The sequence below is a fragment of the Rhizobium sp. NZLR1b genome, from assembly GCF_019685155.1.
Lineage (GTDB): Bacteria > Pseudomonadota > Alphaproteobacteria > Rhizobiales > Rhizobiaceae > Rhizobium.
In genome coordinates, this window is record NZ_JABDWC010000017.1 from 79,368 (window position 1) to 105,788 (window position 26,421).

General features: G+C 60.2%; 26 protein-coding genes, 1 tRNA gene and 1 pseudogene. 10 read left to right on the top strand and 18 right to left on the bottom strand.

The genetic code is table 11. The features are described 5' to 3' along the window. The first annotated feature begins 269 nt into the window (after positions 1-269). Together HJB84_RS22355 and HJB84_RS22360 are read left to right on the top strand one after the other, a co-directional pair. The gene (locus tag HJB84_RS22355) at positions 270-1,178 is read left to right on the top strand and encodes a DUF1499 domain-containing protein (protein WP_221116931.1); all 909 of its coding nucleotides are present in this window, start codon (positions 270-272) and stop codon (positions 1,176-1,178) included. Positions 1,179-1,318: 140 nt separating this feature from the next. Beyond that, positions 1,319-1,741 (top strand): hypothetical protein, encoded by a 423-nt coding sequence (locus HJB84_RS22360; RefSeq protein ID WP_207583272.1) that lies wholly within the window; start codon positions 1,319-1,321, stop codon positions 1,739-1,741. 274 nt (positions 1,742-2,015) lie between these two features. On the opposite strand, the gene HJB84_RS22365 is transcribed toward HJB84_RS22360, so the two are convergent. The 3 genes from HJB84_RS22365 to HJB84_RS22375 are packed head-to-tail and all read right to left on the bottom strand — an operon-like array spanning position 2,016 to position 5,118. Further along, on the bottom strand, positions 2,016-3,749 hold the full coding sequence (locus HJB84_RS22365) for an SDR family oxidoreductase (protein WP_221116932.1): 1,734 nt from the start codon (positions 3,747-3,749) through the stop codon (positions 2,016-2,018). After that, a complete protein-coding gene (locus HJB84_RS22370) occupies positions 3,746-4,204 on the bottom strand; it encodes a thiol-disulfide oxidoreductase DCC family protein (protein WP_221116933.1) in 459 nt (152 codons plus the stop codon). The genes HJB84_RS22365 and HJB84_RS22370 overlap by 4 nt, the downstream gene beginning before the upstream one ends. After that, complete coding sequence (locus HJB84_RS22375; RefSeq protein ID WP_221116934.1) at positions 4,201-5,118, bottom strand: MBL fold metallo-hydrolase; 918 nt, start codon at positions 5,116-5,118, stop codon at positions 4,201-4,203. The genes HJB84_RS22370 and HJB84_RS22375 overlap by 4 nt, the downstream gene beginning before the upstream one ends. 164 nt (positions 5,119-5,282) lie before the next feature. Between HJB84_RS22375 and HJB84_RS22380 the strand changes: the two genes are divergently transcribed. Next, a tRNA-Gln gene (locus HJB84_RS22380) sits at positions 5,283-5,356 on the top strand. A 37-nt stretch (positions 5,357-5,393) separates the two neighbouring features. Here the strand turns inward: HJB84_RS22380 and HJB84_RS22385 are convergent. The 3 genes from HJB84_RS22385 to HJB84_RS22395 all read right to left on the bottom strand — a co-directional run bounded on the left by HJB84_RS22385 (position 5,394) and on the right by HJB84_RS22395 (position 6,709). Next, on the bottom strand, positions 5,394-5,984 hold the full coding sequence (locus tag HJB84_RS22385) for a hypothetical protein (RefSeq protein ID WP_221116935.1): 591 nt from the start codon (positions 5,982-5,984) through the stop codon (positions 5,394-5,396). Between the two features lie 7 nt (positions 5,985-5,991). After that, entirely contained in the window at positions 5,992-6,282 is a 291-nt protein-coding gene (locus HJB84_RS22390) for a hypothetical protein (protein WP_221116936.1), read from the bottom strand. 91 nt (positions 6,283-6,373) lie between these two features. After that, positions 6,374-6,709 (bottom strand): hypothetical protein, encoded by a 336-nt coding sequence (locus HJB84_RS22395; protein ID WP_221116937.1) that lies wholly within the window; start codon positions 6,707-6,709, stop codon positions 6,374-6,376. A gap of 458 nt (positions 6,710-7,167) precedes the next feature. On the opposite strand from HJB84_RS22395, the gene HJB84_RS22400 reads away from it, so the two are divergent. Continuing rightward, a complete protein-coding gene (locus HJB84_RS22400) occupies positions 7,168-8,268 on the top strand; it encodes a DNA cytosine methyltransferase (protein WP_221116938.1) in 1,101 nt (366 codons plus the stop codon). Then, positions 8,243-9,253 (top strand): HNH endonuclease, encoded by a 1,011-nt coding sequence (locus HJB84_RS22405; protein ID WP_221116939.1) that lies wholly within the window; start codon positions 8,243-8,245, stop codon positions 9,251-9,253. Before HJB84_RS22400 ends, HJB84_RS22405 begins: the two co-directional genes overlap by 26 nt. Here HJB84_RS22405 and HJB84_RS22410 read toward each other — a convergent pair. Beyond that, the gene (locus HJB84_RS22410; RefSeq protein ID WP_311045000.1) at positions 9,199-9,642 is read right to left on the bottom strand and encodes a DNA mismatch endonuclease Vsr; all 444 of its coding nucleotides are present in this window, start codon (positions 9,640-9,642) and stop codon (positions 9,199-9,201) included. The genes HJB84_RS22405 and HJB84_RS22410 overlap by 55 nt on opposite strands. Before the next feature lie 430 nt (positions 9,643-10,072). Between HJB84_RS22410 and HJB84_RS22415 the strand changes: the two genes are divergently transcribed. After that, positions 10,073-10,387 carry a hypothetical protein gene (locus tag HJB84_RS22415; protein ID WP_221116940.1) on the top strand — a complete coding sequence of 105 codons (315 nt, stop codon included), beginning with the start codon at positions 10,073-10,075 and terminating at the stop codon, positions 10,385-10,387. Between the two features lie 51 nt (positions 10,388-10,438). Further along, positions 10,439-10,939, top strand: a complete 501-nt coding sequence (locus HJB84_RS22420; RefSeq protein WP_221116941.1) for a hypothetical protein — start codon at positions 10,439-10,441, stop codon at positions 10,937-10,939. A 317-nt stretch (positions 10,940-11,256) separates the two neighbouring features. Here HJB84_RS22420 and HJB84_RS22425 read toward each other — a convergent pair whose 3' ends face one another. The 7 genes and pseudogenes from HJB84_RS22425 to HJB84_RS22455 form a co-directional block, all read right to left on the bottom strand. Further along, on the bottom strand, positions 11,257-11,631 hold the full coding sequence (locus HJB84_RS22425; protein ID WP_221116942.1) for a thermonuclease family protein: 375 nt from the start codon (positions 11,629-11,631) through the stop codon (positions 11,257-11,259). Positions 11,632-12,431: 800 nt separating this feature from the next. After that, the gene (locus HJB84_RS22430; protein ID WP_221116943.1) at positions 12,432-13,301 is read right to left on the bottom strand and encodes a DUF2971 domain-containing protein; all 870 of its coding nucleotides are present in this window, start codon (positions 13,299-13,301) and stop codon (positions 12,432-12,434) included. Between the two features lie 163 nt (positions 13,302-13,464). Continuing rightward, positions 13,465-13,615 (bottom strand): annotated as a pseudogene (locus tag HJB84_RS22435) (TetR/AcrR family transcriptional regulator); the annotation flags it as partial. 42 nt (positions 13,616-13,657) lie between these two features. Further along, complete coding sequence (locus HJB84_RS22440; RefSeq protein WP_221116944.1) at positions 13,658-14,446, bottom strand: SDR family NAD(P)-dependent oxidoreductase; 789 nt, start codon at positions 14,444-14,446, stop codon at positions 13,658-13,660. 136 nt (positions 14,447-14,582) lie between these two features. Continuing rightward, on the bottom strand, positions 14,583-15,851 hold the full coding sequence (locus HJB84_RS22445) for a type II toxin-antitoxin system HipA family toxin (protein ID WP_221116945.1): 1,269 nt from the start codon (positions 15,849-15,851) through the stop codon (positions 14,583-14,585). Next, on the bottom strand, positions 15,848-16,078 hold the full coding sequence (locus HJB84_RS22450) for a helix-turn-helix transcriptional regulator (RefSeq protein ID WP_207583279.1): 231 nt from the start codon (positions 16,076-16,078) through the stop codon (positions 15,848-15,850). The genes HJB84_RS22445 and HJB84_RS22450 overlap by 4 nt, the downstream gene beginning before the upstream one ends. Positions 16,079-16,501: 423 nt before the next feature. After that, positions 16,502-17,107 carry a TetR/AcrR family transcriptional regulator gene (locus HJB84_RS22455; RefSeq protein WP_221116946.1) on the bottom strand — a complete coding sequence of 202 codons (606 nt, stop codon included), beginning with the start codon at positions 17,105-17,107 and terminating at the stop codon, positions 16,502-16,504. A 110-nt stretch (positions 17,108-17,217) separates the two neighbouring features. On the opposite strand from HJB84_RS22455, the gene HJB84_RS22460 reads away from it, so the two are divergent. The 3 genes from HJB84_RS22460 to HJB84_RS22470 all read left to right on the top strand — a co-directional run bounded on the left by HJB84_RS22460 (position 17,218) and on the right by HJB84_RS22470 (position 21,724). Continuing rightward, complete coding sequence (locus tag HJB84_RS22460) at positions 17,218-17,904, top strand: PspA/IM30 family protein (protein ID WP_221116947.1); 687 nt, start codon at positions 17,218-17,220, stop codon at positions 17,902-17,904. A 49-nt stretch (positions 17,905-17,953) separates the two neighbouring features. Beyond that, the gene (locus HJB84_RS22465) at positions 17,954-18,235 is read left to right on the top strand and encodes a YiaA/YiaB family inner membrane protein (protein ID WP_003588051.1); all 282 of its coding nucleotides are present in this window, start codon (positions 17,954-17,956) and stop codon (positions 18,233-18,235) included. 93 nt (positions 18,236-18,328) lie between these two features. Further along, on the top strand, positions 18,329-21,724 hold the full coding sequence (locus tag HJB84_RS22470) for an acyl-[ACP]--phospholipid O-acyltransferase (RefSeq protein ID WP_221116948.1): 3,396 nt from the start codon (positions 18,329-18,331) through the stop codon (positions 21,722-21,724). 610 nt (positions 21,725-22,334) lie between these two features. Here the strand turns inward: HJB84_RS22470 and HJB84_RS22475 are convergent. The 4 genes from HJB84_RS22475 to HJB84_RS22490 form a co-directional block, all read right to left on the bottom strand. Beyond that, a complete protein-coding gene (locus HJB84_RS22475; protein WP_221116990.1) occupies positions 22,335-22,619 on the bottom strand; it encodes a GIY-YIG nuclease family protein in 285 nt (94 codons plus the stop codon). Positions 22,620-22,932: 313 nt separating this feature from the next. After that, complete coding sequence (locus tag HJB84_RS22480; protein WP_221116949.1) at positions 22,933-24,126, bottom strand: TCR/Tet family MFS transporter; 1,194 nt, start codon at positions 24,124-24,126, stop codon at positions 22,933-22,935. Positions 24,127-24,572: 446 nt separating this feature from the next. Continuing rightward, positions 24,573-25,760, bottom strand: a complete 1,188-nt coding sequence (locus HJB84_RS22485) for an alpha-hydroxy acid oxidase (protein ID WP_207583284.1) — start codon at positions 25,758-25,760, stop codon at positions 24,573-24,575. A gap of 252 nt (positions 25,761-26,012) precedes the next feature. Continuing rightward, positions 26,013-26,420, bottom strand: a complete 408-nt coding sequence (locus HJB84_RS22490) for a hypothetical protein (protein WP_221116950.1) — start codon at positions 26,418-26,420, stop codon at positions 26,013-26,015. Position 26,421 lies beyond the last annotated feature (1 nt).

Sequence of the window (26,421 nt, forward strand, 5' to 3'; positions counted from 1 at the left end):
CCCGGTCTTCATCATGGTCTCGTCATGGTCTTCGCTCGCGAATTCCATCTGATATTCCGAGACAACAGTTTCAATTCAGCCGAATCTTGCCCAGATCCGGATGATTTTAGGCCGGGCTGGCCTAAAATCTGAATCCGGATCTAAATCAAAGAAATAGAGCATGATGTCGTCCGAAAACCGCTTCACACTTTTCGGCATCATGCTCTAAACAGGGATATGGCGATTTGCGTGGTTGAAGGCGCGGCGCTGACGAGCAACCGGTAAGTTTGATGGCCATCCGTTTCGACCGTCCCGTTTCCAACGCCGCCCGCTTTTCGCGGCTGCTCGGGGCGTTTTCCCTGGTGCTGGCGCTGGCGGTGCTGGTCGCCCATCGTTTCGGCGGCCTCGCCACCCCCTATCTGGTGCTGCTGTTGATCGCCGCCGCCGGCGGCGCGCTGCTGGCCGCCCTTCTGGCCGTCGTCGGGCTGCGCAGCCTCTGGATGACGGGCGCCGAAGGCGGGCTGGCCGCACTCGCCGCGCTGATCTACGCCGCCTTTCCCTTAGCGCTCGGCGCCTTTGCCACCGAGCATTATCTGACCTTGCCGGATATCTACGACGTCTCCACCGATCCGGTCTCGGTGCCGGATTGGCTGTCGCCGCCGAAAGCCGACCAGATCTGGCTGAAGCGCAATCCGGTGATGCCGGAGGATCGTGAAAAGCAGATGACCGCCTATCCCGAGCTGACCGGCCGGCGTTATGAGGGCGCACTCGACCGCGTGCTGGAGGCGGTGCGCAAGGTCGCCAAGCTGCGCGGCTTCACCATCATCCGGACCACCGGCGATACCGAGCCCGACCGCGACCCCGAGGACCGGCCGGCCAAGCCTGAGCCGAGCGATGATGCTGCCATCGCCGATGCGCCCGATATCGTGCCCGTGCCGACGCCGCGCCCCTATGACGACGATGTCGCCAAGCTGATCCGCGGCGCCAACGGCGTGACGCTGCAGGCAACCAATCGCACACTGATCCTCGGCCTGCGCTTCGATATCCTCATTCGCCTGCGCGAAGAGGCCGAAACAACCTTCGTCGACATCCGCGTCGCCTCCCGCTACGGCCAACACGACCTCGGCTTCAGCGCCGACATCGCCGGCGATTATCTGAAGGCGCTGGATTCCGAATTGCTGGGGATTGCGGGTGGGTGAGCCGCGGTGCCGCCAGAGGCGGCAGCAATCGATCCAGCGAATCGATTGCAGCGGCGAACGCCCTGAGCCCAAAGCGAAGGGCCGGGATAGGGTGCGGCAGGCTCGACAACCTTATGCCGCACCAAAGGAGGAGAGCTGTGATGGGAAGCAAGGCCGATTTTCTGAGTGTGCCTGACCAGGACACTCTTGATACTTCAGGTTTTGTGAAAACGCTCTCAGGCGAGATTTATCTCAAATTTGTCAGCGGCTGCCGCTTTATGGAGTTTCCCATAGGGAAGCTCTTCTCTCTTCATGTTCCGGATGACTTTCTTGAGTTTGATCGGGTTGTGAAATGTGCACTGCAGATTCAGCCCGATGTTAAAAATTCAGTCATCCATACATTTGCCGTTCGAAAGCGGGGAGGGGTGAGTGTAGCTGCAGAGAAAAGGCCGGATGATCTTTACATATATGTTCCTGAGAAATGTGAGGTCGATGTTCAGTTATTGAGCAGTTTGACAATCTCAATTCTCTCGATGGAATACACGACCGAGCCCCATCCATTGAACAAGCTCTATGTTAGTTGACCGGTGGATGGGGCCTCTTACGTCTCCAGACGCAGCCACCCTCTATTACGCCACCACCCGTCAGCCCCCCTCTGCCCTGCCGGGCATCTCCCCCACAGGTGGGGAGATTGGCAAGTGGCGAAAACTTCCCGTCCCTCCGCCGTTTCGCCGGGCTGTGACACCGGTTGTTTGGGGAAGCCAGCGAGCCCAGCCAATCTCCCCACCTGTGGGGGAGATGCCCGGCAGGGCAGAGGGGGCTCACACGGCAGGCCGGCTCAGGTGAGGAAAAACGACCTCACGCCACCACCAACCACCCCGTATACCGCACCACCAGCCCGGTCAGCCGCCCGCCGATCTCCACATGAAAGTGGAATCGCCCCTCACGCTCCTCCTCATAGGTCTCGCCACCCGGCGCCAGGAACAGCGGCAGCGGAACCCCAAAAAACCGCCAACCCCTCACCACCAGCCGTAACCTGTTCCCCTCCTGCACCAGCGCCACCAGCACCCGGAACGGCCCGAAGACTTCGGTAAGCAGATGCCGGTCGCGGCCTTTTCCTTCGAGCTGCAGGCTGTGGAAACTCTTGCCGCCGAAATCCCGTGTCCAGATCTCCTTGTCGCCATCGGCCACGAAGCGCACCGTCACCGGCACATCCTCACCCGCCGGAGGGAAGCCGATCAGCCGCGCGACGATCCCCGCAAGCCATCCGCCGCCGCGTTCGATCCGCGCCCGGCCGGAGGCGACGCGCGTCCCGCCGGCATGCCCGACCGAATGCATGGCGGCAATCGCCGGCGGCAGCCGTTCGAAGGCGCTGCCGAGAACCCTGTGGTAGAGCGGCAGGCAGGCGCCCTCGCTTTCCACCCGGATCCCCGTCGTGATCGAAAACCGCCGAAACTCCGCTTCGAATCCGGCAAGCTGCAATTCGCCCGTCGCCGGCCGCGCGCCGTTTTCCGGCCGGATGCCCTGGAGCAGCCGGCGGACCAGCGCCGCGACGCCGGCGATGGGAATGAACGGCCCGTCATCACCCTCGGCAATCAGATGCCAGCCGCATGTGAGGCTCTTGCCCGCGGCATCGATGCCACTGACCCGCATGAACATGCCGCCGCGATGTTCGCCGATCGCGAAACCATGGCTGGCGCGCTGCAGCAGCGGCGAAAACGGTAGCAGCGATGGAAGCAGCTTCAGGTGCACCAGCCGGGCGGCGAGGCTGAGCAGGCGCTGCAGCGGCTGCGGCTCCGTTCCGACCCCGGTGAAGCTGGATTGCAGAGTGGGAAGGCGCGCCGGCAGCAGCGCCAGATCCGGCGCATCGACCAGCAGGAATGTCCGGCTGCGCAGCGGCACCGCGCCCGGCGGCGCCACCGTCACCCGCATCGCCTCGATCAGTCCAAGCCCGGTCGAAGGCTGCCCATCGCGCAGCAGCGACACCGGCCTGCCGGCATAACTGGCGATCGCCCTCACAACATTGAGCCCGATCTTCACATGCGCCGACGGGGCAATGCCCGCAGCCACCCGATCGATCCGCGCAAACGGAGGCGCCATGACATCGAGCGCCGCAAAGGAAAGCGCCGGCAGGCTGCTCAGCCCCGACAGCGCGAAGATGCCCTTCGCCCTGGCCGCGGCATCGAGCCCGCCAAAACCGGCGACGAAGCCGGTGCTGTCGGCGATATCGGCATAATCGATGCCGAGGCCAATGCAGGCGCGCACCACCTTATAGGGGTCGTCCCCGAAGCTCTGAAACGGCCCCGAGGCATCGATGACGAGATCCGGCCTCAGCCGCATCAGCTGTTCCGCCAGATCGCCATCGCGATCGAAGCGTACGGCCTGCAGCGTCGCCCCCAGATTGCTGCTTCCCAAGCCCTCGGATCCATCTTTCGGGGCTCTGAGATCCGCAACGAAATCGTCTGCCTTTTCAAGCGACCGCCCGGCGATCAGCAGTCTGAGCCGCGGTTCATCGCCAAGCAGCCGCGCCAGCCGGCCGCCAAACGTGCCGTAGCCGCCGATGATCAGCAGCGAAAGCCTGTCGCCGCTCATGCGATGAAGCGGCTGCGCTGCTCCGGCGTCGGCACCATGCAGCTCTGCCGGCCGGCAATCTTCAACCGGTTGCGGGCGATGAATTCATAAAGCGTGTCGGCCAGCCGCCGCGGCAGCAGCCGGAAAAGCCTGATCAGCGAATAGGGAAAACCGAGGCCGGCGACCATGCGGATCGAGCCGTCGGATTTGAAGAAGGCGCGGCCCTCTTCGATCAGGATATTGGTCTTGTAGTCGCGCCCATCCAGCCCATAATGCCGGTAGAGCGCGGCGCCGAGCGGCGTCTGCGCAGCGAGGAAGCGGTATCGCCGCTGCTTGTCGTGTTTCAGTGCGAACTTCACCCAGCCGGAGCAGAACACGCATTCGCCATCAAAGACGATCAGCGGCCGGTCATCGGCAAAATCGGGCACATCGGCATCGTCGCGATAGCTGTAAGCGGCGCCCATCTGCTGGCTCATCTCCCTGGTGCCGGCCGGTAGAGGGCGGAAAGCGAAGGCGGCCCATCCGCGGCAATCTCGCCGCGCTCGAAGAGATCCTCGATATGGGCGAGCACGGAAAGCGCGGCCGCCCCATGCAGCTTCGGATCGGTATCGCTGTAGATCGCCTTGACCATCTCGGTGATCCCCTGGTCGCCCGCCCGGATGCGCGTCAGGATCGCCTGCTCGCGCCCGAGGCGATGCGCCTTCAACGCCCGGAGGAATGTGGCCGGCTCCGTCACCGGCCCGCCATGGCCGGGCAGCAGCAGCCCATCCTCGCGCGCGATCAGCCTGTCGAGTGAGGCCATGTAATCGGCCATTGAGCCATCCGGTGGCGCGACGATCGAGGTCGACCAGGCCATGACATGATCGCCTGTGAACAGCAGATCGCCGCCGTCCAGCGCGAAGGCGGCATGATTGGCCGTGTGCCCCGGCGTCGGCACGCCTGAAAGCACCCAGCCATCGCCCTTGATGGTCTTGCCGTTGCCGATCGAAATATCGGGCACGAAGGCCATGTCGGAGCTTTCGGAAAACGGATTGATCTCGCCGGCGCGCAACGGCCTTGCCGGCCGGTGCGGCCCCTGGCCCACCGTCACCGCCCCGGTTGCCGCGCGCAGCCGGCGGGCGAGCGGCGAGTGGTCGCGATGGGTGTGGCTGACGAAGATATGCGTCACCTCACGGCCGGCCAGCGCCGCCATCAGCGCCTGGAAATGCGCCTCGTCCTCCGGCCCGGGATCGATGACCGCGACCGAGGAACCGCCGACGATATAGCTGTTGGTGCCGAAAAAGGTGAAAGGCCCGGGATTGTTCGCCGTGATCCGCTCGACCCCTGGCGCCACCGGCACGGCCCGCCCATAGGCCGGCTCGAAGACGAGGTCGAATGCGGGACTGTCCATGAAGGCAATGATTTCCGGCCGATGAAGTCGCCAAATCCTAGCACGGCATGTAGCGCTGCGCAGCGCATAAATCTGCCTGCGGATAAACTTAGTCATTGTGACAGACGGAGAGCTTTGCTAATCAGGCGTCGATTTCAGCAGCGGTTTGCCGCTGAAAGCTCTGGTGGGGCGTCGCCAAGCGGTAAGGCAACGGTTTTTGGTACCGTCATCCCTGGTTCGAATCCAGGCGCCCCAGCCACATCTGTTTTTCGGCGCATAATTCTGTATCGCTTCGTTTACATCGAGAGCCGCGACAGTAGATGGTGATTCTTTATTCGCTGAAAGCGCAAATGTGAAAGAACGTCGGCGCACTTTTGAGACAGGCTTTGATTCAAAGGGATGATGAATGCTGCAACCGGATGGCTTGCGGCCATCACCACTTTGCCCTTGAGCGAAGCGTCGAAGTGGCTCCCATAAACTCTTAGTTGGCCGCAATACTCATCCAAAACGGTGTAGAGTTCACTAACGGCTCTAATCGTCTCTTCGTCAAATAATTCGATCCTATCGATAAATTTCTGAAAAATGCCGATGCCGGGGTAAGGGTCCGGGATCGGGAAATAACCTTCGTTCGGGTTCATCCGCAGAAGGCCGACCGCAGCCTTATCTAACGTCGCTTTCACGGAGGCGATTTCGGCTAGCAATGCTTCAACAATTCCGAATTTATCGTTCCGCTCACGCTCGCGGTCCGCATTCCGATTGAGTCGGGCATTGTAGAGTGCGCCAAGCATCAGCGAGACAAGGCCAATTGCGGAACCCGCCAAAGATCCAAGAAGTTCGGGCCATCCGCCCTCGAGCTCCTGAATCAATTTAAAGATATCGTGGATCATGCTCGTCTCAAATCACGCTATCGTGGTCGATCTGGCGTTTGATCGCCGCCTTCTCCCGCCCCACACCAACGCGGTTGCCGACAAGTCCGAAGAACACCGTCATCACCAGAACTGCGAACCACCATCCCGCGAACGCTGTCCCGAAGACAACGATACCGAAGGGGGGCATAAGTATCGCTGCCAGCGTCATTCCGGCAAGGAGGAATGAGGTCGTCCATTTCTGTTGCGAGGTCGTCCATACTAGCCTGATTACCTGCCGGCACATGAAGCGTGCGGTCGCACGATAGTTGAATTCCATTGATCATTTCTCCTGCCTAAGATTGTGCCAATATCGGAAGCGCCGTGCAAGAAGCCCGCCGATCGTCCACCGGCGGGCACATGTCACTTCGTTATTCCTCTACAGGTATTGCTATAGGTTGTCCTTCAGGGGTTGCCTCGCCAGCAAGATATCGCACATCTTGCAGATAAGACGTAGCAGTCGTTCCGTTGCCTTCACCCCAAATGAAAATCCAATTATCCCCCTCTAATCCACCGACCAAAAGCTTCTGCCGATCGGGCTCATCAACGATATCTGCCCAGTAGGCTGAAACCTCCCGCCAAACTCGCCGAGCAATCCGTTCTTGACCGAACCAAAGCCTCATTTCCGCCTTGTGGACTTCCGTTACGCCGTGGGTGAAGACCCGTTCCAATCGCTTCAGAAATGTAGTCTCGTGCCGCTTGTTCACGTGCAGTCCCTTTCCGTTAATTCACGCTATAAAAATAACTAGAATTATTTACTTAGCAACATTTATTTTTATTGCTGGAATTATTTTCGTGGTTGCTGCCCGAAAAGTTGTCGTTCCGTCCGCGCGGCAATCAGACGTCTCGCTTCCTGGCGCTCCACACCTGCCAAGCGCATCGCGTCTTATTCGATCACCGCATGTCGAGATCGTCTGCATTGTGATGCCCACGGCCGTACCGAACACTCCCTTCTGCCAGTCCTTCATTGCGGTCTCGGCGCCCAAATTTCTCCTACCTTCGGCTCACTGGCGATAAAGTTGCAGGCCGTCCAGCCTCACGAGGAGCTAATTAACGTCGTGGAAACTCTGCTGTGATCTCTTTTTGTTCTCAAGCGAGTCTTTTCCCGGCCACCAAAATCTGGCACACACTTCAAAGCGAAGTTACTGCTTCGAAAGGACCCAATATGGCATATCGAATCGCCGATCTCTTTGCAGGGGCAGGGGGAATGACGCTCGGCTTTACTGACGAGAGGTTTGGAGGCGGCTTCGTTCCCGTTTTCGGTGTCGACAACGACGCTGCTGCCGTTCGTACACATCATGCGAATTTTCAAGGCCAATCTGTACATGCGAATATTGAAGATTGGGTCGCGAAGGGCGATGCACCAGTTGTTGATGTAATTGTAGGTGGGCCACCGTGCCAAGGCTTTAGCTTGCTGAACAAAAGCAGAAGCGGGGATCAACGGCGCGCACTATGGGAACCCTATCTGGAAACGGTGAAGGCAACCGGCGCGAGAGTTTTCGTTATGGAGAACGTGGCCGAATTATTTCGCTCACCTGAGCTTTCCGATATTCGCGCCCGGGCCGACCAACTTGGTTTCACAACGGTCGCAGCTGTATTGAATACCGCGAACTTTGGCGCTCCTCAGACCCGAAAGCGTACCATAGTGATCGGCTGGGATCGTGTCACGATTCCCTTTGGTGTGGAGTTGCCCGAACCAACTCACGTCGACCCGGCACTACGCGGCTCTAGTAATCTGCCAGTCTGGAAGACTGTCCACGATGCCATAGGCGATCTGCCACCCGTGCCAATCGGGACGGACTTTGGAGCTGAAGGCCCATTGGACCTACACTTCGGAAGAACCCCCACAGAAAAAAGCCAAAAACGATATCGAGCTGTCCCAGAAGGTGGAAACCGCTTCGATCTCTTCCGAAATGCTCCTGAACTTACCCCGGACTGCTGGATCAGAAAAACAAGCGGCGGAACGGACTTGTTCGGCCGTCTTTGGTGGAATCGGCCGTCCGTCACAATCCGGACGGAGTTCTTTAAGCCTGAAAAGGGGCGCTACCTGCATCCGGTCGAGCATCGACCCATAACGCACCGCGAAGCAGCACGACTTATGGGTTTCCCCGATAACTTTGTGTTCATAGGTAGTAAAGTAGAGATTGCTCGACAAATTGGAAACGCAGTGCCCCCGCCCTTTGCAGGTGCAATTAGCAAGGTGGTCCGGCAGGCCTTGGATCGAGCAGGTTTAAGTTTGGATGCCACGAAAATCAAAGCAGCCTAAGGATTCTCAAGAATATCTGTCAGAGCTTCAGCAGCTTCTGGCGGACTTTGCCAAGGAGCTTTCCAGACCCGATCTACGCGAGCGCGTTCGTGCTCTCATCCCGTCTTTTGACAAGATTCGCGCTCTTGGCGTGTCTTTGATGCCAGGTCACGTCGACGCAGGTGCTAGGGATCGAATTCTTGCATATTTTCTGAAATATCCGAGAACGGTCATCGACGGCGATGAGTTGATGGTCGTTTCAGGCATTGGGGAGTGGGCTCGGCGAGTTCGAGAACTCCGCGTCGAATTCGGCTGGCCGATAAACAGCGGCGCGACCTACAAAGAAATGGCGGCTGATCTGCGAAGCGATGGTGAAAACGATGCCCTCGCTGAATTAGAGCGCGACCTGGGTGTAAATCCTCTTTTGCTCAAGCCCGAACAGTACGTTCTCACCTCTGCGACACAAGACCGGGACGCGGCCTACAGGTGGAACGTCCTGAACGCCATAAGAAAATCTGACGACTCGGTGCGTGACAAAATCCTCACCTACCTAAAGCAGAACGTCGGCAAACCCGTACTAGGGGAGGAACTGCGCTATCTCTCTCCGTCAAAAACGGAGTGGGCACGGCGTGTACGAGAGCTAAGGACAGAGTATGGGTGGTCTGTAGCTTCGCGAATGAGCGGACGCCCTGACTTGGATGTAGGCGTATACATCCTGGAACATGAGCACCAGGCACGCGAAAATGATAGGAAAATAAAAGACCCTGTCCGAGTGAACGTTCTCCAGCGAGACGGGCACAAGTGCCGCGTTTGCCAATGGAGTTACAAGGATCGCCAGTATGGCGACCCGAGGCAATTCCTTGAGTTGCATCACATCGAGCATCACGCGAGGGGTGGGGCCAACGAAATGGATAACCTGATAACTCTTTGCAATGTCCACCACGACGAGGTTCACGCCGATCCTGAGGCCGAGAAACGTGTGGAAGGATTGTTGGGTCTGCGCTGACGTAGCCTTTCGATGAGCGCATCGACCTCATCGAGGCTGCATTCCCATATTACCTCAACAAACCACCCTGAGCGCTCCAGCGCCTCCATCGCTTTCACGTCCCTCTCGACATTTTTCCTGATCTTCGCTTCCCACATCTCCACATTTGATCGGGGGAGCTTTCCCCTGCGGCAATCATGCCCATGCCATAAACAGCCGTGGACAAAAACGATTGTCCGATATCTTGGAAGCACAATATCGGGCTTGCCCGGAAGCGATTTAATATGGAGTCGAAACCGGAAGCCTGATCGAAAAAGAGCCTTGCGTACGATGATCTCTGGAGCCGTATGTGCTTGTCGGACGCGGCTCATTAAAGCCGATCTTGCGTTGCGTGTTAATGTGTCTGCCACGTCCTAATCCCTGTAGGGCGAAACACCTGCCAGTATAGTCGCCCGATCATCAAAGCCATGCCTCGCAGCTAGTCACGTTTCCGGTACGAAATAGCCTTCGCTCGTCGTCTTCACGGAGATCGAAGATCGCTATTGCAACCGACCTGCTCTGTTGCACGTCAGAACGGAAATTGTAAGGCAGGTCAGAAGACGTAAGGTCTAAGAGTGGTTCTCGTTCACAGGCGCGCGCGAATAGCTGGGTTGCCGCGGCATATCGGGCTGCAGTTCGGCCGGAGTTAGCCGAAATCTCATAGGCGATCATCCTAAAGCTGATGTTCGGAATAGTGGCTTGTTTATAACACATACTACTTGCATAAAGTAATCAATAGGCATAATGATAGCACTCACAGCGTTGCACGTCGCCTTGCTCAGCAAATCTCCGGTGTTCTCAATGAAGCTAACTGACCAGCAAATCGACCAGATCAGCGTCCTGTTGGGCGCAGCTCAACGCAATTTGGATCGCATTCGGGAAATCCTCGCCGCCAGGGAAGAATATGCCGAGCTAGCCCCGCTTAGCGCTAACAATAAAAACGGAAAGTTCCTTTCAGAGCGCGGCATAGAAGTCTGCTACCGACTTTTCGATAATGATGAGAATCCCTACGCGGTAGCGCGGCTGATGAACATCTCATACACGGCCGCGGCAAACAGGCACGCGACTTGGGAAAAAGCAGGCGGCAAAAATCGGCGGCCTAGTCCGCTAACCTAACTACTACCGAAGCACGAGGATCGATACTTTCCTCACCGGGATGGATGGCAAATGGAAATTTCAGAGCAAGACAATGAAGGTTTGCACAACATTATCGATAATCATCGTCGCCTCGGGCAGACACAACGGCCAGCATATCTTGCCGCAATGGAGGAGCTATCTCGTCGCGGCGGAAACGGTTTGTCGTTTCGCAAAACGCTCATGGCCATTCTCGCCGCAGCGCGCGAACAGCGGTTTATCAGTTACAAGGGAATAGCGGATCAGAGCGGCGCTGAGTGGAGCCGTGTTCACTGGGCTATGGGCAAGCATCTTGGCGAGCTTTTGGAATATGCACACCGGAGGGGCTGGCCACTTGTGACGTCAATAGTTGTAAACGAGCTGCATGTGAAAACAGGTCAGATGAAACCAGAAAGTCTTGAAGGTTTCCTGTCGATGGCTCGCAGCCTTGGCTTCGAGGTGACGGACGAACTCACATTCCTTATTGACCAGCAGCAAAACGTTTTCAAATGGGCCAAAGACTTCACCCTCGAAGGAGAGCCGTTATTGCTGTAGAGGCGATTCCCAAGGCGGTGTCTTCACGTTGTTCAAGTTGTACGCGAAGCGCAAATAACCCTGCTCCAGGCTGCGTGGCCATCGCTCGATATCCGATCGGTTTCCGGCAGCATGTGCTTTGCCGCCAGGGCCTTAAACGTCGCGGAGTGATGTAGATCACGAGCTCAGTGATATCAGCAGGCGAAGACCAAGGCAGCAAGGGCGCCTGCTCTAAGTGCCGCGATAAGAACAGCTCACGCGTGTGCTCTGCTCGTTCGGCGAGACCGTAGATAACGAGACCTTGGCGCCGCCAGCGCTCGACGGAGGTCGGTCTCCCATCAATCGCACCAATCGTTCCGCTGCTTCGGGCTCCAGGCCCTTGCAAAGCCTTCCTTGAACAGCTTCTTGCCGATCTCTTCACCGTTCGTTCGGTAGATGTTGACAAGGGGCCGGTGCGTTCGTGTCTTGTCGACCGCGCCGCTGAGCACGACACGCAGTCCCTTTTCAGCCAGCAGTTCTTTCAGCCTCCCTTTGGCGATCAGTGCCAGCTTCCGTTCCTTGATGCACTTCGCGTGCGATCCGATCTCCGGCGTATCGATGCCTGAGACGAACGGAACGCCTTCCCCCAGCAGTCGCATGTTCTGCCCATTGCATTTCACCGTGTCGCCGTCGACGACGGTCAGCGATGCGCAGATGATCAGTCCAGCAATCATCAGTAGCAGGAAGTCCGAACTTGGCGAACTGGACCGCCCACCCAGGTGCTTGACGGCGTCGAAGTGCAGTTCACCGGTTGATATGAGGGCTGTTGCTGCATCCCTCGATTATATCCCTGTCCGCCAGCGATAAGCGCATCCCCAATCGCTTGTCGTGTCTGGTAATTGCTGTTCCTCATAGACGACTCACGCGTGAACTCTTGTTGCAGACAGGCTTTCATTTCGGGCGTATCGCTCTTAACACCCTGAGCCCAGCAACGTTTGTGCAAATCGAGCGAGAGAGACTTCATCTCAGAGTAAGATAGCTGGTCGACCGGCTTGCTCTGGCAAGAGGTCAGGATGACTGAAATGGCAAGAGCAGCGAAGAGCTTGGAACGCATCAATTTATCCCCGAATTTCGCAACCATTACTACAGCAAATAACGCCCCGCAATCGGGCAACCTTATCCATTCGAAGCAAGGTTAAAGCACAGAAATCCCGGCCGCCGTCTATTCGAATCTGGCCGGTGCAACCGCGCTGTCGGTCAGCTCATCTACTCAAATCAACGTGGGTTGCGGATCAACTGATATCAGAGGCTCCGCGGGCGGCAGTAAGACGATCCCGTCGTTAATTCGTCGATCACGACGTCAATCTTCGCGTTTTCGATCTGCATCAGCACATGGTTGTTAGCGAGTTCAAGGAGCGCGGCCGTGACATCCTGCGCACCTCATCCACCCGCAGCCGCTCTGAACCGGGCGATACTGGATTGGTCGAACCAGTCTTCTGCTTAAGTCTTTTCGATTAATGAAGTGGGATCGCGTTCAGAGAATCTTTTGCGGTTCACGCATTGCGATGCCGCTTCTAGTAAGCTCGGCATTTGATGCGTGCTGCGCGAGGAGCGTTTCGATGCGCGCGAATTCGTCGACTGTAACTAGAGGTCCCGCTGTAACCTTCAGTTCGTCGAGGCTCGACGGGTCAAGGGGAACGAACAGTTGGTTTGTTTCGACGGGATAGGTGTCGAGATCCAAAGTAACCTCGTTAAAGTACTCGTCGTCGGGATACTCACTGGCAAACGACAGCGCAGCGATTTTAAACCGCCACTCCTCCTCATAGGCCCACGCCGTGCTCTTCGCCATGCCCAGATCATAGGGGGTATAGCGCGCTTTTCCCCCCTCTCGCATAATAAGGGGACGAACTCTAAACGCCATATCGTCGGTATAATAGACCTTATTCGGTCCAATTGCTGCGCTCATCGTAGTGCTCATTGCCGGCGATTTTCGCATTATGAGCATCTCTGCATCGACAAGGGTCAATGCACCGCCAAATTCAAAGATGGTCGGTTTGTGACGTCCGGCGAACATATTTACTGGCATCGAGAGCCGGACGCCATGACGACCGCCGCCATACAACGACCACAGGGGAATGGACTCTACCGAGTTGCTCGACCAGCATGAAACGAAAATCGATGTCGCCGCTAAGGGAACATCATCCGATTGCGCTTCTTCGGGATCGTTCACTTGGTCAAGGCGGCCAAATCTCAAAGTGTGGTTGATGAGAATCTTCTCCAGGGTGTCGATGGAGGTATAGTGAAAAAGTCTTTCTGGAAGCGTTTCGACTCCCATGACCTCTGCCATAAAGTCGTCTGTGTAAAAAGGTGAAGAGCCGACCATCATGCCTCGCAAGAAGACCATTCAAAATATCTAGGCGAACCTTAGTTTACTGCCGGGGGTATTTAAAGTACCGACTTGTCGTTTGGCGATGTAAGAGTTTGATCGATCTCGCTGGCAGCTGGCAAACTAGCAATGTCACCTGTTGGCTGGGAATCCAGCCACCCCACCCACGTTCACCGCCTTCTTCCGCCCCCGCCGCAATCGTCATCACCAGCTCGTCCACCTCCCATGCCAGCCGCTCCGGCGGCCATCCGACGAAGCGCCGCTCCAAGCTGATGTTGACGACACTATGCACCGCGCCGAATGGGGCGGGCGCGGATGGCGCGGTCTTGTGGGGCATACCGGCCTGTTGGCGATCCGCTGGCGGGCAACGCCCGCTAAACAGCTTTCCGGCGCTCTGCGAACAAACGAACACCTGTGAGTGCGGCAAGCTTCTCCACCAGCCCATCCTGAAACGCAGGATCGCCAACATCCCCCGCCGCCTCCCGCCGCTGCCGATGATACCAATACCCACCGCTGACCTTCGCAGCTTCCGCATCGCTTGCCGCAAGCCATGTCTGGGTGAGGTGCCCCATTTCGAGGTCGTCGGGCGCGCCGGCGCCGCCCATCTTGGTCGGCACCCAGCCGGGATCCACCGCGTTGCTGAGAACATCCGGCCAATGGCGGGCGACGGCGGCGGCGAGGGTGGCGATGTAGAGCTTGCTTTCCGAGTAGGCCTGGCTTGCGTTCCACGGCCGTCTCTTCCAGTCGATATCGTCAAGGGCGCTGCCGCCGCTGCGGTGCATGCCGCTGGTGAGATAGATCAGGCGCTCGGGGCGGGTGATCCAGGCGGTGAGCAGATAGGGGGCAAGGGTGTTGACCGCCAGCGTCTTGGCGTGGCCTTCCGGGGTGTCGCCGCGGCTGCGCTCGAGGTAGATGCCGGCATTGTGGATGACGGCGTCCATGCGGCCGATGGTGTTGAGCTGTTCGGCGATCGAGCGCGTCTCGGTGGCGCTGGCGAGATCGCCGATGATGATGCCGAGGGCGGCAGCGGCAATGTCTGCGATGGCGGCGGCGCGCTCGCGGGAGCGGGCGTGCAGCACGACGTCATGGCCCTCTTTCATCAGGGTGCGGGCGGCGGCGAGGCCGAGGCCATCGGTGGAACCGGTGATGAAGATGCGGCTCATGGGGGTTCCTTTCGCGTCCGGCGTGGGTGGGCCCAGAGTGCTTGGCCATGGGTCCTCGGGTCAAGCCCGAGGGCGACGGAGATTGAGGTCAGCGATCGGCAAGAGGCGCGACGTTGGGAGCAATTCCTCGTTTTCCTCAATCTTTCGAGGTCAGCCTGGCTGCCTCGGCCCGGCTCTTTATCAAGCCGGCGATTTCATCGATTGGGTCTCGATCAGGCGATATGTCTGCGAGCTCGTCAGCGACCTTATCGGCCGCTGCTATCACCTTGTCGCAGAGCTCGTTTACCCGGCGGCGCAGCAGCGGAGTGCCAACGCCGGCTTCTCGCGCAAAGACCTGCCAGCCCTCCGCATCCATCTCGGCGAGCGTGGCACGTTTGCCGATTCTCATTGCCAGCTTTGGCGACAGCTCCGGATAAATCACGGTGGAGAGGAGGTCGTAGAGTTTTGCCAGCCGCGGGCCTTGGCTATCGTAAAGGATGGAGAAGTTCTTGCCGTGGGCATCGGCATTTCCGGCGATCAGGTTGAAGATGGCAGCGTCCAGCAGCTTCAGAACATCGATGGCCGGTCTTGCCGAAATCCGTCTCAGCAATTCGAAACAATCCTTGAAGGTCGGCCCGCCTTCGCTCGCATATTTCGTTTCCGGCGGTACGCCGAGCGCCTGGCAGAAATCCTCCTGATGGATGCGGCGAACCAGGCCGCCGGCGTCGCGGACGCGGTCATATCGTTCGACCAGAAGAAACGGGCGTTCCCGCACATGTCGCGGTTCGACCGCTGCGACATCCAGCTCGATGGCGGCTGCGAGCCTCATCACGAAAGCTTCGTTTTCGGTCGTCGCCTTGAAGCGCGCTATTGGTGGCTTCAGAATATGAGTGGTCGCCTGGCCAGGCAGGGGAAGGCCGATCCGGCCGTCGATCAGAACAACCGGCACCTTGGATTGCGCGCCGGCGAGCGACAGTCTCAAGCCTTCCTCGCCGGCCAGCAAAGGGCGCACGGGAAGCGCCTCCAGCACCCGAACGATGCCGGCTTCGTCCAAAGGCGCGGATTGGCGATCTGCAGTCGTCGCGGTTTCCGCGGGCTCCTGGCCCTCGGCAAGCAGTTGCAATGCACCGGCGACATCGCCGCCAAGGTGATCGAGAAGCGCAAAGTCATTGGCGGGAGAAACGCCCAGGGCTTGCGCGGCGGCTATCCGCTGGCTTTCCTCGGGCAACAGGCCGCCGAAAAACGGCCGGCATTCCCGGCGGGAAAATCGCTCCGGTCGTTTCGGGAGAGAGGCCGAGAGCGGCAGCGCATCATCATCGCCGAGCCAGCCTTCGGCATAGGCAAAGCCGATATCGCCGTGTCGGTCCTGCGTGAATTGACCGACAATGCGGCCGCCCCACCAGACGTTGAGGATCCTGTCCGTCATCGTCTGCGCTCGCCGGGCGCCAGAATGTCGATGGAGCAGCCGAGCGTTTGCAGAACCTGCAGGACTTTGCCGATCTGCGCCGTGGGTTTGCCGGCTTCGAGATCGACGATAAACCGAAGCCCGACGCCGGCGACGCCGGCAAGCTCGTCCTGCCGCAGGTTTTGCTCCTTGCGCGTGCTTCGAACCAGGGCGCCAATATCGGCTGGAGTTTTAATCTGTTTCGACATGTGATTTTCCCGATCGGGAAAATATAGTGAAATTTCGGCGGGCGTCTAGGGGAATTTACCGATCGGGATATTTTGACGATATGGAATGGGTTGAGGCCGCGAAATTCCCCGCTCGGTAAGATGGGTAGTGGTTTTGGCAGGCGCGACATCCGGCGCGGAAGATTGGCGAGGCCCAGCCCCTCATCCGGCTGCCGCCACCTTCTCCCCGCTCGCGGGGCGAAGGGGATATGCCGCGGCCTTTCCGTTTCTCTCCAACGTCTCGCGTAACACGTCCCCTCGCCCCGTTTACGGGGAGAGGGTTAGGGTGAGGGGCATTTTTTGGGAGGAGTTTCCGCTCCGGGCATGGGTCCTCGGGTCAAGCCCGAGGACGACGGAGGGGAGGAGGGCTCTTGCCAAACCCACCCCGGCCGCACTCACCCGCCATCACCGCCGCCGCTCCGCCCCCGCCGCAATCGTCTGCACCAGCTCATCCACCTCCCGCGCTAGCCGCTCCAGCGGCAGGCCGACGAAGCGGCCTTCGAGGCTGATGCTGACCACCCCATGCACCGCCCCGAACAATGTGCGGGCGCGGATGGCGCGGTCTTCGGGGGGCATATCCGGTTGCAGTTCGGCCAGCGGTTCGGCGATCACGTCCATCAGGAACAGGTGTTCGTCGAGGTGCCATTGCGGCGTCGGGCTGGTGTCGGGGGGGAAGTGGTCGAACAGCGCCTTCCAGAGGTTGCGGTGCTCGACGGCGAAGGCGAGGTAGCCCTGGGCGAGGTTGCGCAGCCGGTCGGTCGGGCTTTTGTCCTTGGTCTCGGGCAGAGTCAGCCTGGCCTCCAAGGCCTTCAGCGTTGCGGAGTTGACGTGGATGACCAGCTCGCCGAGGTCTGCAAACACCGTGTAGAGGCCGCCGAGCGCGCAGCCGGCGTCCTGGGTGATGTCGCGGGCGCGCAGATTACCAAGCCCGTCGCGGGCGATGCGGTCGCGCGCCGCCTCGATCAGCCGCGCCTTCAGGTCCTCGCGTTTTTCTTCTCGTCTGCCGGCCATTCACCATTCCACTTCGATTTTTGAACGTCGTTCAAAATTTATCTTGAACGACGTTCACGATTCTGCCATAACACCACTCGTGAACAACGTTCATAAACCGGAGGAAGCAAATGTTCAAACTGATTTCGATTCTGTTGCGGGGCAGGGCGCATGATGCCGAACAGGCGTTTGCCGATCGCCACGCCGTGCCGCTGCTGTCCCAGCAGATCCGTGATGCCGCCCAACAGATCCAGTCGGCGCGCCGCAGCGTTGCCGTCGCCATCGCCCAGAACGAGCAGGAGAAGGCACAGCACGCAACGATCGTCGCCCGCATCGCCGACCTCGAGATCCGTGCCTGTGCGGCGCTCACCAAGGGCAATGACGGGCTGGCCCGCGAAGCGGCCGAGGCGATCGCTTTTCTCGAAGCCGAGCGTGATGCCTCGGAACAGGCGCAGGCCCAGTTCACCACATCAATCGACAAATTGAAGGCGATCGTCCGGGCCTCCGAGGCGCGGCTGCAGGCGCTGCAGCGCGGCGAGCGGCTGGCCCGGGCGACGCAGGAGGCGCAGAAGCTCGATGTCGTCGTCGCCGGTCCGGGCCTTGCGACGCTCGACGACGCCGAGGAGACGCTGGCCCGCCTGCGCATCCGCCAGAGCCAGAACGAGCTGACGGCGGCCGCGCTGAAGGAGATGGAAGGCTCGATCCGCCCGGCCGGTATCATCGAAAAGCTTGCCAATGCCGGCTGCGGCGCCGCCCTCCACTCATCCGCCGATGACGTGCTGGCCCGGCTGAAGAGCCGCATCACCCCGGCCGCTTGAAACCGCATCCATCCAACCATCCAATCCATCGAACATAGGGATTACGATCATGAACGACAGTTTCCAGAAACACTCCTCCAGCTGGGTCAGCTTCTCCTACATCTCCTTCGGCTCGGCCGCCTTCATGCTGGCGCTCGGCCTGTACATGATGCCGCTCGATCTCTGGGGCAAAGGCTATCTCGCCATGGGCATATTGATGCTGGTGCAGACCACGGTGAACATCACCAAGACGCTGCGCGACAATGCCGAATCCGAAAAGTTGATCCGCAAGGTCGAGGATGCCCGCACCGAAAAACTGCTCGTCAAATTCAATCGTAGCGACGAAGATTGACCTTCGTTAACCACAGCGCAGAGTTGTTTTCGCACTCAACCATTGCGTAACAACTCTGTGGCCTTCTCTGCCAGCCGATAGAGGAAAGCGCCCGTGCAAAACAAGCTGATGACATCCAGGAAATTCGCGCCGCTGTTCTGGACCCAGTTCCTGACCGCGTTCAACGACAATTTTCTGAAGAACACTTTGGTGTTCCTCATTCTCTTCAAGATGTCGGCCAGCGAGGGCGCCGCCCTGGTGACGCTTGCCGGCGTCATCCTCATCGTGCCCTTCCTGCTGTTGTCGGCGCTCGGCGGCGAGCTGGCCGACAAACACGACAAGGCGAAGATCGCCGAACTGCTGAAACGCTGCGAGATCGGCATTGCCGCGCTTGCCGTGGTCGGCCTCGGCTTTTCCTCGATCTTTGTGCTGATGGCGGCCCTCTTCGGCTTCGGCGTCATCTCGGCGCTGTTCGGTCCGATCAAATACGGCATCCTGCCCGATCACCTCGAACGCCGCGACCTGCCGAAGGCCAATGCCTGGATCGAGGGCGGCACCTTCATCGCCATCCTCGCCGGCACCATCATCGCCGCGCTCGCCTTCTCGAGCGGCGACAATGTGCTGCTGTTCGGCTCGATGATGATGGGGCTGTCGGTGCTCTGCTGGCTGGCCAGCCGGATGATCCCTCCCACCGGCTCGAAGGCGCCGGATCTGCAGATCGACCGCAATGTCATCCGCTCCAGCTACACGCTGGTGATGGAAATCCGTAGGGATAAGCGGCTGTGGCGTTCGGCGCTGATGAACTGCTGGTTCTGGCTGGTCGGCGCTTTCGTGCTGTCGATCCTGCCGACCATGGTGACCGAGCTGCTCGGCGGCTCCGAACTGGTCGTTCCCGCCTATCTCACCGTTTTTGCCATCGCCGTCGCCGTCGGCTCGGGCATTGCCGCCTGGATGTCGTCAGGCCGCATCGTGCTGCTGCCGGCCCCGGTGGGAACGGCGCTGCTCGGCCTCTTCAGCCTCGACCTCGCCTGGAACCTCTGGGGCCTGGCATCGGCTGTCCACGCAACGACGATTGCCGATTTCTTTGCCGGTCAAAATACCATCCGCGTCGCCATCGATCTCGCCGGCATGGCGATTTCGGGCGCCTTCATCGCCGTTCCCACCTTCGCCGCGCTGCAGACCTGGGCGCATGAGGACCGCCGCGCCCGCGTCATCGGCGCCGCCAATGTGCTGTCGGCGCTGTTCATCACCGTCGGCCTCGGCCTGGTCGCCGCCATCCAGGCGCTCGGCGCTTCTATTCCGCAGATCCTGATCGGCCTCGGCATCATCAATTTCGCCGTCGCCTGGCTGATGCTGAAAACGCTGCCGACCAATCCCTTCCGCGATTTCATCTCGATCCTGTTCCGCGCCTTCATGCGCCTCGAGGTCGAGGGGTTGGAGAATATCAAGAAGGCCGGCCGGGCGCCGATCATCGCCCTCAATCACGTCAGCCTGCTCGATGGCGCCTTGGCGCTCGCCATCACCGAGGAAGAGCCGACCTTTGCCGTCGATTACAAGATCGCCCAGGCCTGGTGGGTGCGGCCCTTCCTGAAAATGTGCAAATTCCTGCCGCTCGACCCGACCAAGCCGATGGCGACGCGCTCGCTGATCAAGGTGGTGCAGGACGGCAACCCGATCGGCATCTTCCCCGAGGGACGGCTGACGGTGACCGGAACGCTGATGAAGGTCTATGACGGCGCCGCCATGGTTGCCGACAAAACAGGCTCGATGGTGGTGCCGGTGCGGATCGACGGGCTGGAGAAGAGCTATCTCTCTTACCTTGACAACGGCAAGATCCGCCGCCGGCTGTTCCCCAAGGTCAAGGTCACCATTCTCGAGCCGGTGAAGCTCGACGTTCCCCCGGAGCTGAAAGGCCGCAAGCGCCGCACCGCGGCGGGTGCAGCACTTTATCAGGTGATGTCGAACCTGATGTTCCAGACTGCCGACACCTCATCGACCGTTCTTGGCCGCGTCATCGAGGCCGGCCACGAATTCGGCATGAAAAAGCCAGCCGTCGAGGATCCGGTCACCGGCAGGCTGACCTATGGCAAGCTCCTGACCGGCGCTGCCGTGCTCGGCGCCAAATTCCGCGCCAAATTCCCGGAGACGAACCTCGGCGTCATGCTGCCGAATGCCAATGGCGCCGCCGCCACGCTGCTCGGCGTGATGAGCGCGGGCAAGGTGCCGGCGATGCTGAATTTTACTGCCGGTGCGGCCAATATTCTCTCCGCCTGCAAGGCCGCCGAGATCAAGCACGTGCTGACCTCGCGCGCCTTCGTCACCCAGGCCAAGCTCGGCGCGGTGATCGAAGAGATGGAAAAGCAGGTGACGATCGTCTGGCTCGATGATCTCAGGGCCGAGATCGGCCTGATGGACAAGATCCGTGGGCTTCTGCGCAAGGGGCGGCCGCTGGTGAAACGCCAGCCGGACGATCCGGCGGTGATCCTCTTCACCTCGGGCTCCGAGGGCACGCCGAAGGGCGTGGTGCTGACCCACCGCAACATCCTGTCGAACGCCGCCCAGGCCGCCGCCCGCATCGATTTCCACAGCGGCGACAAGGTGTTCAACATCTTACCCGTTTTCCATTCCTTCGGGCTGACGGCCGGCACGGTGCTGCCGCTGATCTCAGGCGTGCCGGTCTATTTCTATCCGTCGCCGCTGCATTACCGCATCGTGCCGGAACTGATCTATGTCTCCAACGCCACGATCATCTTCGGCACCGACACCTTTCTCAACGGTTATGCCAGGACGGCGCATCCTTACGATTTCCGCTCGATCCGCTATATCTTCTCCGGCGCCGAGCCGGTGAAGGCCGCAACCCGCCAGACCTATATGGAAAAATTCGGCCTGCGCATTCTCGAAGGTTACGGCGTCACCGAGACCGCGCCGGTGATTTCGATCAACACGCCGATGTACAACAAATCGGGCACCGTCGGCAAAATCCTGCCGGGCATGGATTGGAAGCTCGAACCGGTGCCCGGCATCGACGAGGGCGGCAGGCTGCATGTGCGCGGCGCCAATGTCATGGCCGGTTATCTCCGCGCCGAAAAGCCCGGCGTGCTCGAGCCGCTCGCCGATGGCTGGCACGATACCGGCGACATCGTCACCATCGACGAGGACGGCTTCGTCAAGATCCGCGGCCGCGCCAAACGCTTCGCCAAGATCGCCGGCGAAATGATCTCGCTCGCCGCCGTCGAAACGCTCGCCGCCGAACTCTGGCCCGGCGCCCTCTCGGTCGTCTCCTCGCTGCCGGACGCCAAGAAGGGCGAGCGCCTGGTGCTGCTGACCGACGCCCCCAATGCCACCCGCACAGAATTCCTCGCCTTCGCCAAGTCGAAGGGCGCCATGGACATGATGGTGCCGGCCGAGGTCACCATCGGCAAGGTCCCGGTGCTGGGCTCCGGCAAGGTCGATTTCGTCGCGGCGCGCAAGCTGGCGGAGGGTGCGGTGCAGGCGGGCGAGGCGGCGTAGGCGGGGCTTGGCCGGCGTCAGGCGCCGAACAAATTCAAGCGAAATGCTTGCGGCATCGATACTCGGGTCAAGCCCGATACTCGGGTCAAGCCCGAGTATGACGGAGGGTGGGGCACGCGGGGCAAGAGGCGAGACGTCTGGAGGGAATTCCAGCAAAATGGGAATTGCGTAAACAACGACGGCACGACGGCAATTCTAACAAAACATCACGCGTTTGCGGCCCTTGCCCCATAGGCTCCACCACCCTCCGTCATACTCGGGCTTGACCCGAGTATCGGGCTTGACCCGAGGACCCATGCTGCAAGCGCTGCGTTGCGCTCACACTGACAATAGCGATCGCCGAACAATTCAAGCGGAGTGCTTGCGGCGTGGATACTCGGGTCAAGCCCGAGTATGACGGAGAGCGGGGACAACGAGCGGCAAGAGGGGATACGTCCGGAGGAATTCTAGTAAAATGCGCGAGCGGTCTTGCGCGGTAATCGCGTAAAATTAATAGGCGGCAATTCCAATAGACCGCGGCATACTTCGCTATTTGTCGCGCTCGCTCCCCCACCCTCCGTCGTCCTCGGGCTTGACCCGAGGACCCATGGCCGCAAGCACTGCGTTCGCGTCACCACAGCGTAAGATAGAGATCATCCCACCCGGGATTCATCGCCTCGACCAGATCGATCTTCCATTGCCGGTACCAGCGTTTCAACGACTTCTCACGCTGGATCGCGCTGCCGATATCCCAATGTTCCTCGTACCAGACGAGGCGTGTGCACCCATATTTCCAGGCAAAGCCCTTCGTCAGCCCTTCGCGATGTTCATAGATGCGGCGCTCCAGATCGGATGTCACGCCGATATAGAGCGTGCCGTTTTTCTGGTTGGTGATGATGTAGACATATCCCGCCATGCCCGCAGAGTGCTTGGTTGTGGATACTGGGGTCAAGCCGGATCCTCGGGTCAGGCCCGATACTCGGGTCAAGCCCGAGTATGACGGAGAGCGGGGACAACGAGCGGCAAGAGGGGAGACGTCCGGAGGAATTCCAGTAAAATGCGCGAGCGGTTTTGCGCGGCAATCGCGTAAATGATAGGCGGCAATTCCAATAGACCGCCGCACACGTTGATATTTCTCGCATGCGTTCCCCCACCCTCCGTCATACTCGGGCTTGACCCGAGTATCGGGCTTGACCCGAGGACCCATGGCCGCAAGCACCGCGTTCATGTCACCAAACCGCCGCCCGCTCCGCCGTCTTCAGCCGCAAGCCGAGAACCAGCGGCACGGTGAGCGCGTAGACGATGACGACCGATAGCCAGATGGCGCCTGGCCATTCCTCCCGGGTGAGGAAATAGAGGCTGGAGAAGGCGAGCGGCGCGACGATCGAGGCGAGGCTGACGGCCGAGGCGAGCACGCCCTGGAACTGGCCCTGGCTGTTCTCGTCGACCTGCCGGGTGGCCAGCGACTGCAGCGCCGGCACGCCGATGCCGCCGAGCGCGAAGATCGGCATGATCGCGAAGATCATCCAGCCGCTTCCGGCAAAGGCCATGACGGTGAGCGCGATTGAGACGCCGGCGACACCCGTCAGGATCGCCGCGCGTTCGCCGAAAAGCTTGACGGCCGGTCCGGGCAGAAAGGCCTGGGCAAGGGTCTGGCAGATGCCGAAGGCGCCGAGGGAAAGGCCGATCGAAAGCCCGTTCCACTGGAAGGCATCCTGTCCCCACAGCGCCCAGCAGGTGCCGTAGGCCTCGCCGGTGGCGCTGAAGATGAAGAACAGGATGACGAGCGGCAGCAGGCTTTTGACCTCCAGCACCGCGCGCAGCGGTTTCAGCGGATTGAGCGAGGAAAGGTCGATTGTCTCGCGGCTGCCCGGGCGCGATTCCGGCAGGATGCAGAAGGCGAGCAGCAGATTGGCGCCATTGAGCGCGGCCGCAGCGATGAAGGGCAGCCGCAGCCAATGGTCGCCGAGCACGCCGCCGGCGACCGGGCCGATGATGAAGCCGAGGCCGAACATCGCATTGAAAAGCCCGAAGCGGCGGGCGCGCTTCTCCTCCGGCGAAATGTCGGTGATATAGGCTGAGGCCACCGAAATGTTGGCGCTGGTCAGCCCGGCGATCGCCCGGCCGAGGAACAGCATCCAAAGATTGGGCGCAAACGCCAGGAACAGGTAGTTGACGGCGGCGCCCGCCAGCGAAATCAACAGCACCGGCCGGCGGCCCAGCCGGTCGCTGAGGGCGCCGAGCACCGGCGCGAAGATGAACTGCATCACCGCATAGAGCGCGGTCATCGTGCCGATCATGGGCGCGACGTTTTCGGCATGGGTGATATCGCGCAGCAGCGACGGCAGGATCGGGAAAATCAGCCCGATGCCGACGGCATCGAGGACAATGGCGGTGAAGATGACGATAAGGGATCTGGTCATGGTGCGTTCCGGGTCGACGCGAGCCTGCAGCACCGCCGGAGCGGTTCCCGCCTTCATCAAGGCGAAAAACGGCTCCAGCCTTGGTCGCCGGGCAATACCTGGACAAACCAGTGGAATTGCTCGGGGACGCCGATGGCTCACGATGAAGTCTGACGCTGTGTCAGGCGTTTGGTTTCTGGGAAATGCTGGCCGAACCATGCGCTGGCGCATGGATGGCGTGTGCTCGACCGCCTGGACGACAATTCGTCCACCTGTTTACTCCGCCACTGAGCGGATCAAGGGAAGCAGCCGCTTTTCGCGACGGCCAATAGATACGCCGGACGGTTGAGTGCGGCAAGCCCCTTTTTGAGACGGGGTTTGGTCGCAGGTGTGCCGTTGGATCAACAAATCTGTCGACCTGCCCGCGCGCTGCTTGGCGGGCGCACCGATTTGAGGCGCACTTCTCTTTAGCCGTGATGTCGCAGAACGTGCTGTTCATTGAGCTCGGCAAGCGAGGTAATGCCGAGCAGCGCCATGTTCTGCTGAATTTCCGTCTGAAGGATCTCGATTGCGCGCTCGGCGCCCGCCTGTCCGGCAACTGCGGCCGCGTAAAGAAACGGTCTTCCAACGAATGTGAACTTCGCGCCCAACGCCAGCGCCTTGAGAATATCGGTTCCCCGCCTTATGCCGCCATCGATCATGATGGTCGCGGACTGTCCGGTCTTTTCGACGATTCCCGGCAGCGCTTGCAATGGCGACATTGCGCCATCCAGTTGCCGGCCGCCATGGTTCGAGACGATGATGCCGTTGGCGCCGGCCTCCACCGCCTTGACGGCATCGTCTTCGTGCAGAATGCCCTTGACCACCAGGTTCCCGCTCCATCTGCTGCGGATGCGCTGCAAGTGCGACCAGTTCAGATGATCCCGCTTGGCGAAGTCACGCATCACCTTGGAGGAGATGATCGGCGCACCCCGCTCGGCGTAGGAATTCTCGAAATGCGGCATGCCGTGGTTTGCGAGTGTGGGAAGAAATGTTCCGAGGCTCCAGCGCGGGTGTGACAGGCCTTCCCAGAGCAGCCGAAGACTGGGACGCAGCGGCGTCGAAAACCCCGCCCTGATGTTGTTCTCACGGTTTGCCAGCGTTGCGGTATCGACCGTCAGCAGGATGGTTTTAAAACCGGCAGCCGCAACACGGTCTACCAGGGCGTCAATTCGATCCGGCGCGCCAGGCAGATAGGCCTGGAACCAGGCATCGGGATTGACTTCTGCCACCTCCTCCATCCGGATCAGCGACGAGCCGCTCATGATCATCGGAATGCCTGCCTGCGCCGCTGCCGATGCCAGAACCAGGTCGCCGCGATAGGCCATCAAGGCGCTGATCCCCATCGGCGCGATGCCGAAAGGCCCCGCATATCTGGTTCCGAAGATCGATGTTTCGCTACTGCGCGCCGAAACGTCGATGAGCACTCTCGGCTTGAAAGCGTATGTCTGAAACGCATCCCTGTTCATCCGCAGGGATGCGTTGGTCTCACTCGCGCCGGCAATGTAGCCGAACAGCGGGCGCGGCAGATGGCGCCGCGCTTTGGCCTCGAAATCGTCCAGCGCCAGGACGCCTCGCAACGGATGGCTCGCCGGCTTCGTTCGAGCGACTGTCATCACTTAGTCCAGTCCTCGCTCGCATCGAATGCCGCTTTGCGGCCCTTGCGGATCGCCGGCAGAATGAGTGTCAGCAACATCAAGGCGGAGCCTTGCGCAAAATGTAGCCGAGAGCACCGAAGAGCACAACCAGGGCCACATCCTTCGACGCCCACAGTGAACCGACGATCACCCGCAGGTCTTCGTTTTTTCAGCCAATACAAAACAGGCGGCACATCGGCCGCCTGTTTGCTCGTCTCTTAAGGTCGACCGTTACTTCTGTTCGGGCGCCAGGAACTCGGCGCAATAGGACGGGCCGTTGACGCCGGGAATGTCGGCGACGGTGCGGACGTCGCGGATCGTGTAGTCCGAGCTGGTGGTGATTTCGGTCTGGCAGCGCAGATAGGAGGTGCGGGCCGACGCGATCTGCTTGCCGCGCTTGCCGTCGGCGCCTTCGGCATATTTAGCCGGAATGCGCACGGTCTTGTAGCCGCCGCGCCAGGTATAGACGGTGGTCGACCCTTCCTCGCGGTCGCTGAGCGGCGGCCCGTAGGCGGCAAAGAAGATGCCGGCCGATTTGCCGACCCAGCGGGCCTCGATCGGATTGCCGGCGGAAGGTATGGTGGTGCATCCGGCAAGCCCAATTGCAAGCCCGGCCGCGGTGATGGTGCGGAGTTTCATC

Excerpts from the sequence above, each read along its gene's own strand:
- HJB84_RS22355 (WP_221116931.1), top strand. The coding sequence starts at position 270 with ATGGCCATCCGTTTCGACCGTCCCGTTTCCAACGCCGCCCGCTTTTCG.
- HJB84_RS22360 (WP_207583272.1), top strand. The coding sequence starts at position 1,319 with ATGGGAAGCAAGGCCGATTTTCTGAGTGTGCCTGACCAGGACACTCTT.
- HJB84_RS22365 (WP_221116932.1), bottom strand. The coding sequence starts at position 3,749 with ATGAGCGGCGACAGGCTTTCGCTGCTGATCATCGGCGGCTACGGCACG.
- HJB84_RS22370 (WP_221116933.1), bottom strand. The coding sequence starts at position 4,204 with ATGAGCCAGCAGATGGGCGCCGCTTACAGCTATCGCGACGATGCCGAT.
- HJB84_RS22375 (WP_221116934.1), bottom strand. The coding sequence starts at position 5,118 with ATGGACAGTCCCGCATTCGACCTCGTCTTCGAGCCGGCCTATGGGCGG.
- HJB84_RS22385 (WP_221116935.1), bottom strand. The coding sequence starts at position 5,984 with ATGATCCACGATATCTTTAAATTGATTCAGGAGCTCGAGGGCGGATGG.
- HJB84_RS22390 (WP_221116936.1), bottom strand. The coding sequence starts at position 6,282 with ATGGAATTCAACTATCGTGCGACCGCACGCTTCATGTGCCGGCAGGTA.
- HJB84_RS22400 (WP_221116938.1), top strand. The coding sequence starts at position 7,168 with ATGGCATATCGAATCGCCGATCTCTTTGCAGGGGCAGGGGGAATGACG.
- HJB84_RS22405 (WP_221116939.1), top strand. The coding sequence starts at position 8,243 with ATGCCACGAAAATCAAAGCAGCCTAAGGATTCTCAAGAATATCTGTCA.
- HJB84_RS22415 (WP_221116940.1), top strand. The coding sequence starts at position 10,073 with ATGAAGCTAACTGACCAGCAAATCGACCAGATCAGCGTCCTGTTGGGC.
- HJB84_RS22420 (WP_221116941.1), top strand. The coding sequence starts at position 10,439 with ATGGAAATTTCAGAGCAAGACAATGAAGGTTTGCACAACATTATCGAT.
- HJB84_RS22425 (WP_221116942.1), bottom strand. The coding sequence starts at position 11,631 with ATGATTGCTGGACTGATCATCTGCGCATCGCTGACCGTCGTCGACGGC.
- HJB84_RS22430 (WP_221116943.1), bottom strand. The coding sequence starts at position 13,301 with ATGGTCTTCTTGCGAGGCATGATGGTCGGCTCTTCACCTTTTTACACA.
- HJB84_RS22440 (WP_221116944.1), bottom strand. The coding sequence starts at position 14,446 with ATGAGCCGCATCTTCATCACCGGTTCCACCGATGGCCTCGGCCTCGCC.
- HJB84_RS22445 (WP_221116945.1), bottom strand. The coding sequence starts at position 15,851 with ATGACGGACAGGATCCTCAACGTCTGGTGGGGCGGCCGCATTGTCGGT.
- HJB84_RS22450 (WP_207583279.1), bottom strand. The coding sequence starts at position 16,078 with ATGTCGAAACAGATTAAAACTCCAGCCGATATTGGCGCCCTGGTTCGA.
- HJB84_RS22455 (WP_221116946.1), bottom strand. The coding sequence starts at position 17,107 with ATGGCCGGCAGACGAGAAGAAAAACGCGAGGACCTGAAGGCGCGGCTG.
- HJB84_RS22460 (WP_221116947.1), top strand. The coding sequence starts at position 17,218 with ATGTTCAAACTGATTTCGATTCTGTTGCGGGGCAGGGCGCATGATGCC.
- HJB84_RS22465 (WP_003588051.1), top strand. The coding sequence starts at position 17,954 with ATGAACGACAGTTTCCAGAAACACTCCTCCAGCTGGGTCAGCTTCTCC.
- HJB84_RS22475 (WP_221116990.1), bottom strand. The coding sequence starts at position 22,619 with ATGGCGGGATATGTCTACATCATCACCAACCAGAAAAACGGCACGCTC.
- HJB84_RS22480 (WP_221116949.1), bottom strand. The coding sequence starts at position 24,126 with ATGACCAGATCCCTTATCGTCATCTTCACCGCCATTGTCCTCGATGCC.
- HJB84_RS22485 (WP_207583284.1), bottom strand. The coding sequence starts at position 25,760 with ATGACAGTCGCTCGAACGAAGCCGGCGAGCCATCCGTTGCGAGGCGTC.
- HJB84_RS22490 (WP_221116950.1), bottom strand. The coding sequence starts at position 26,420 with ATGAAACTCCGCACCATCACCGCGGCCGGGCTTGCAATTGGGCTTGCC.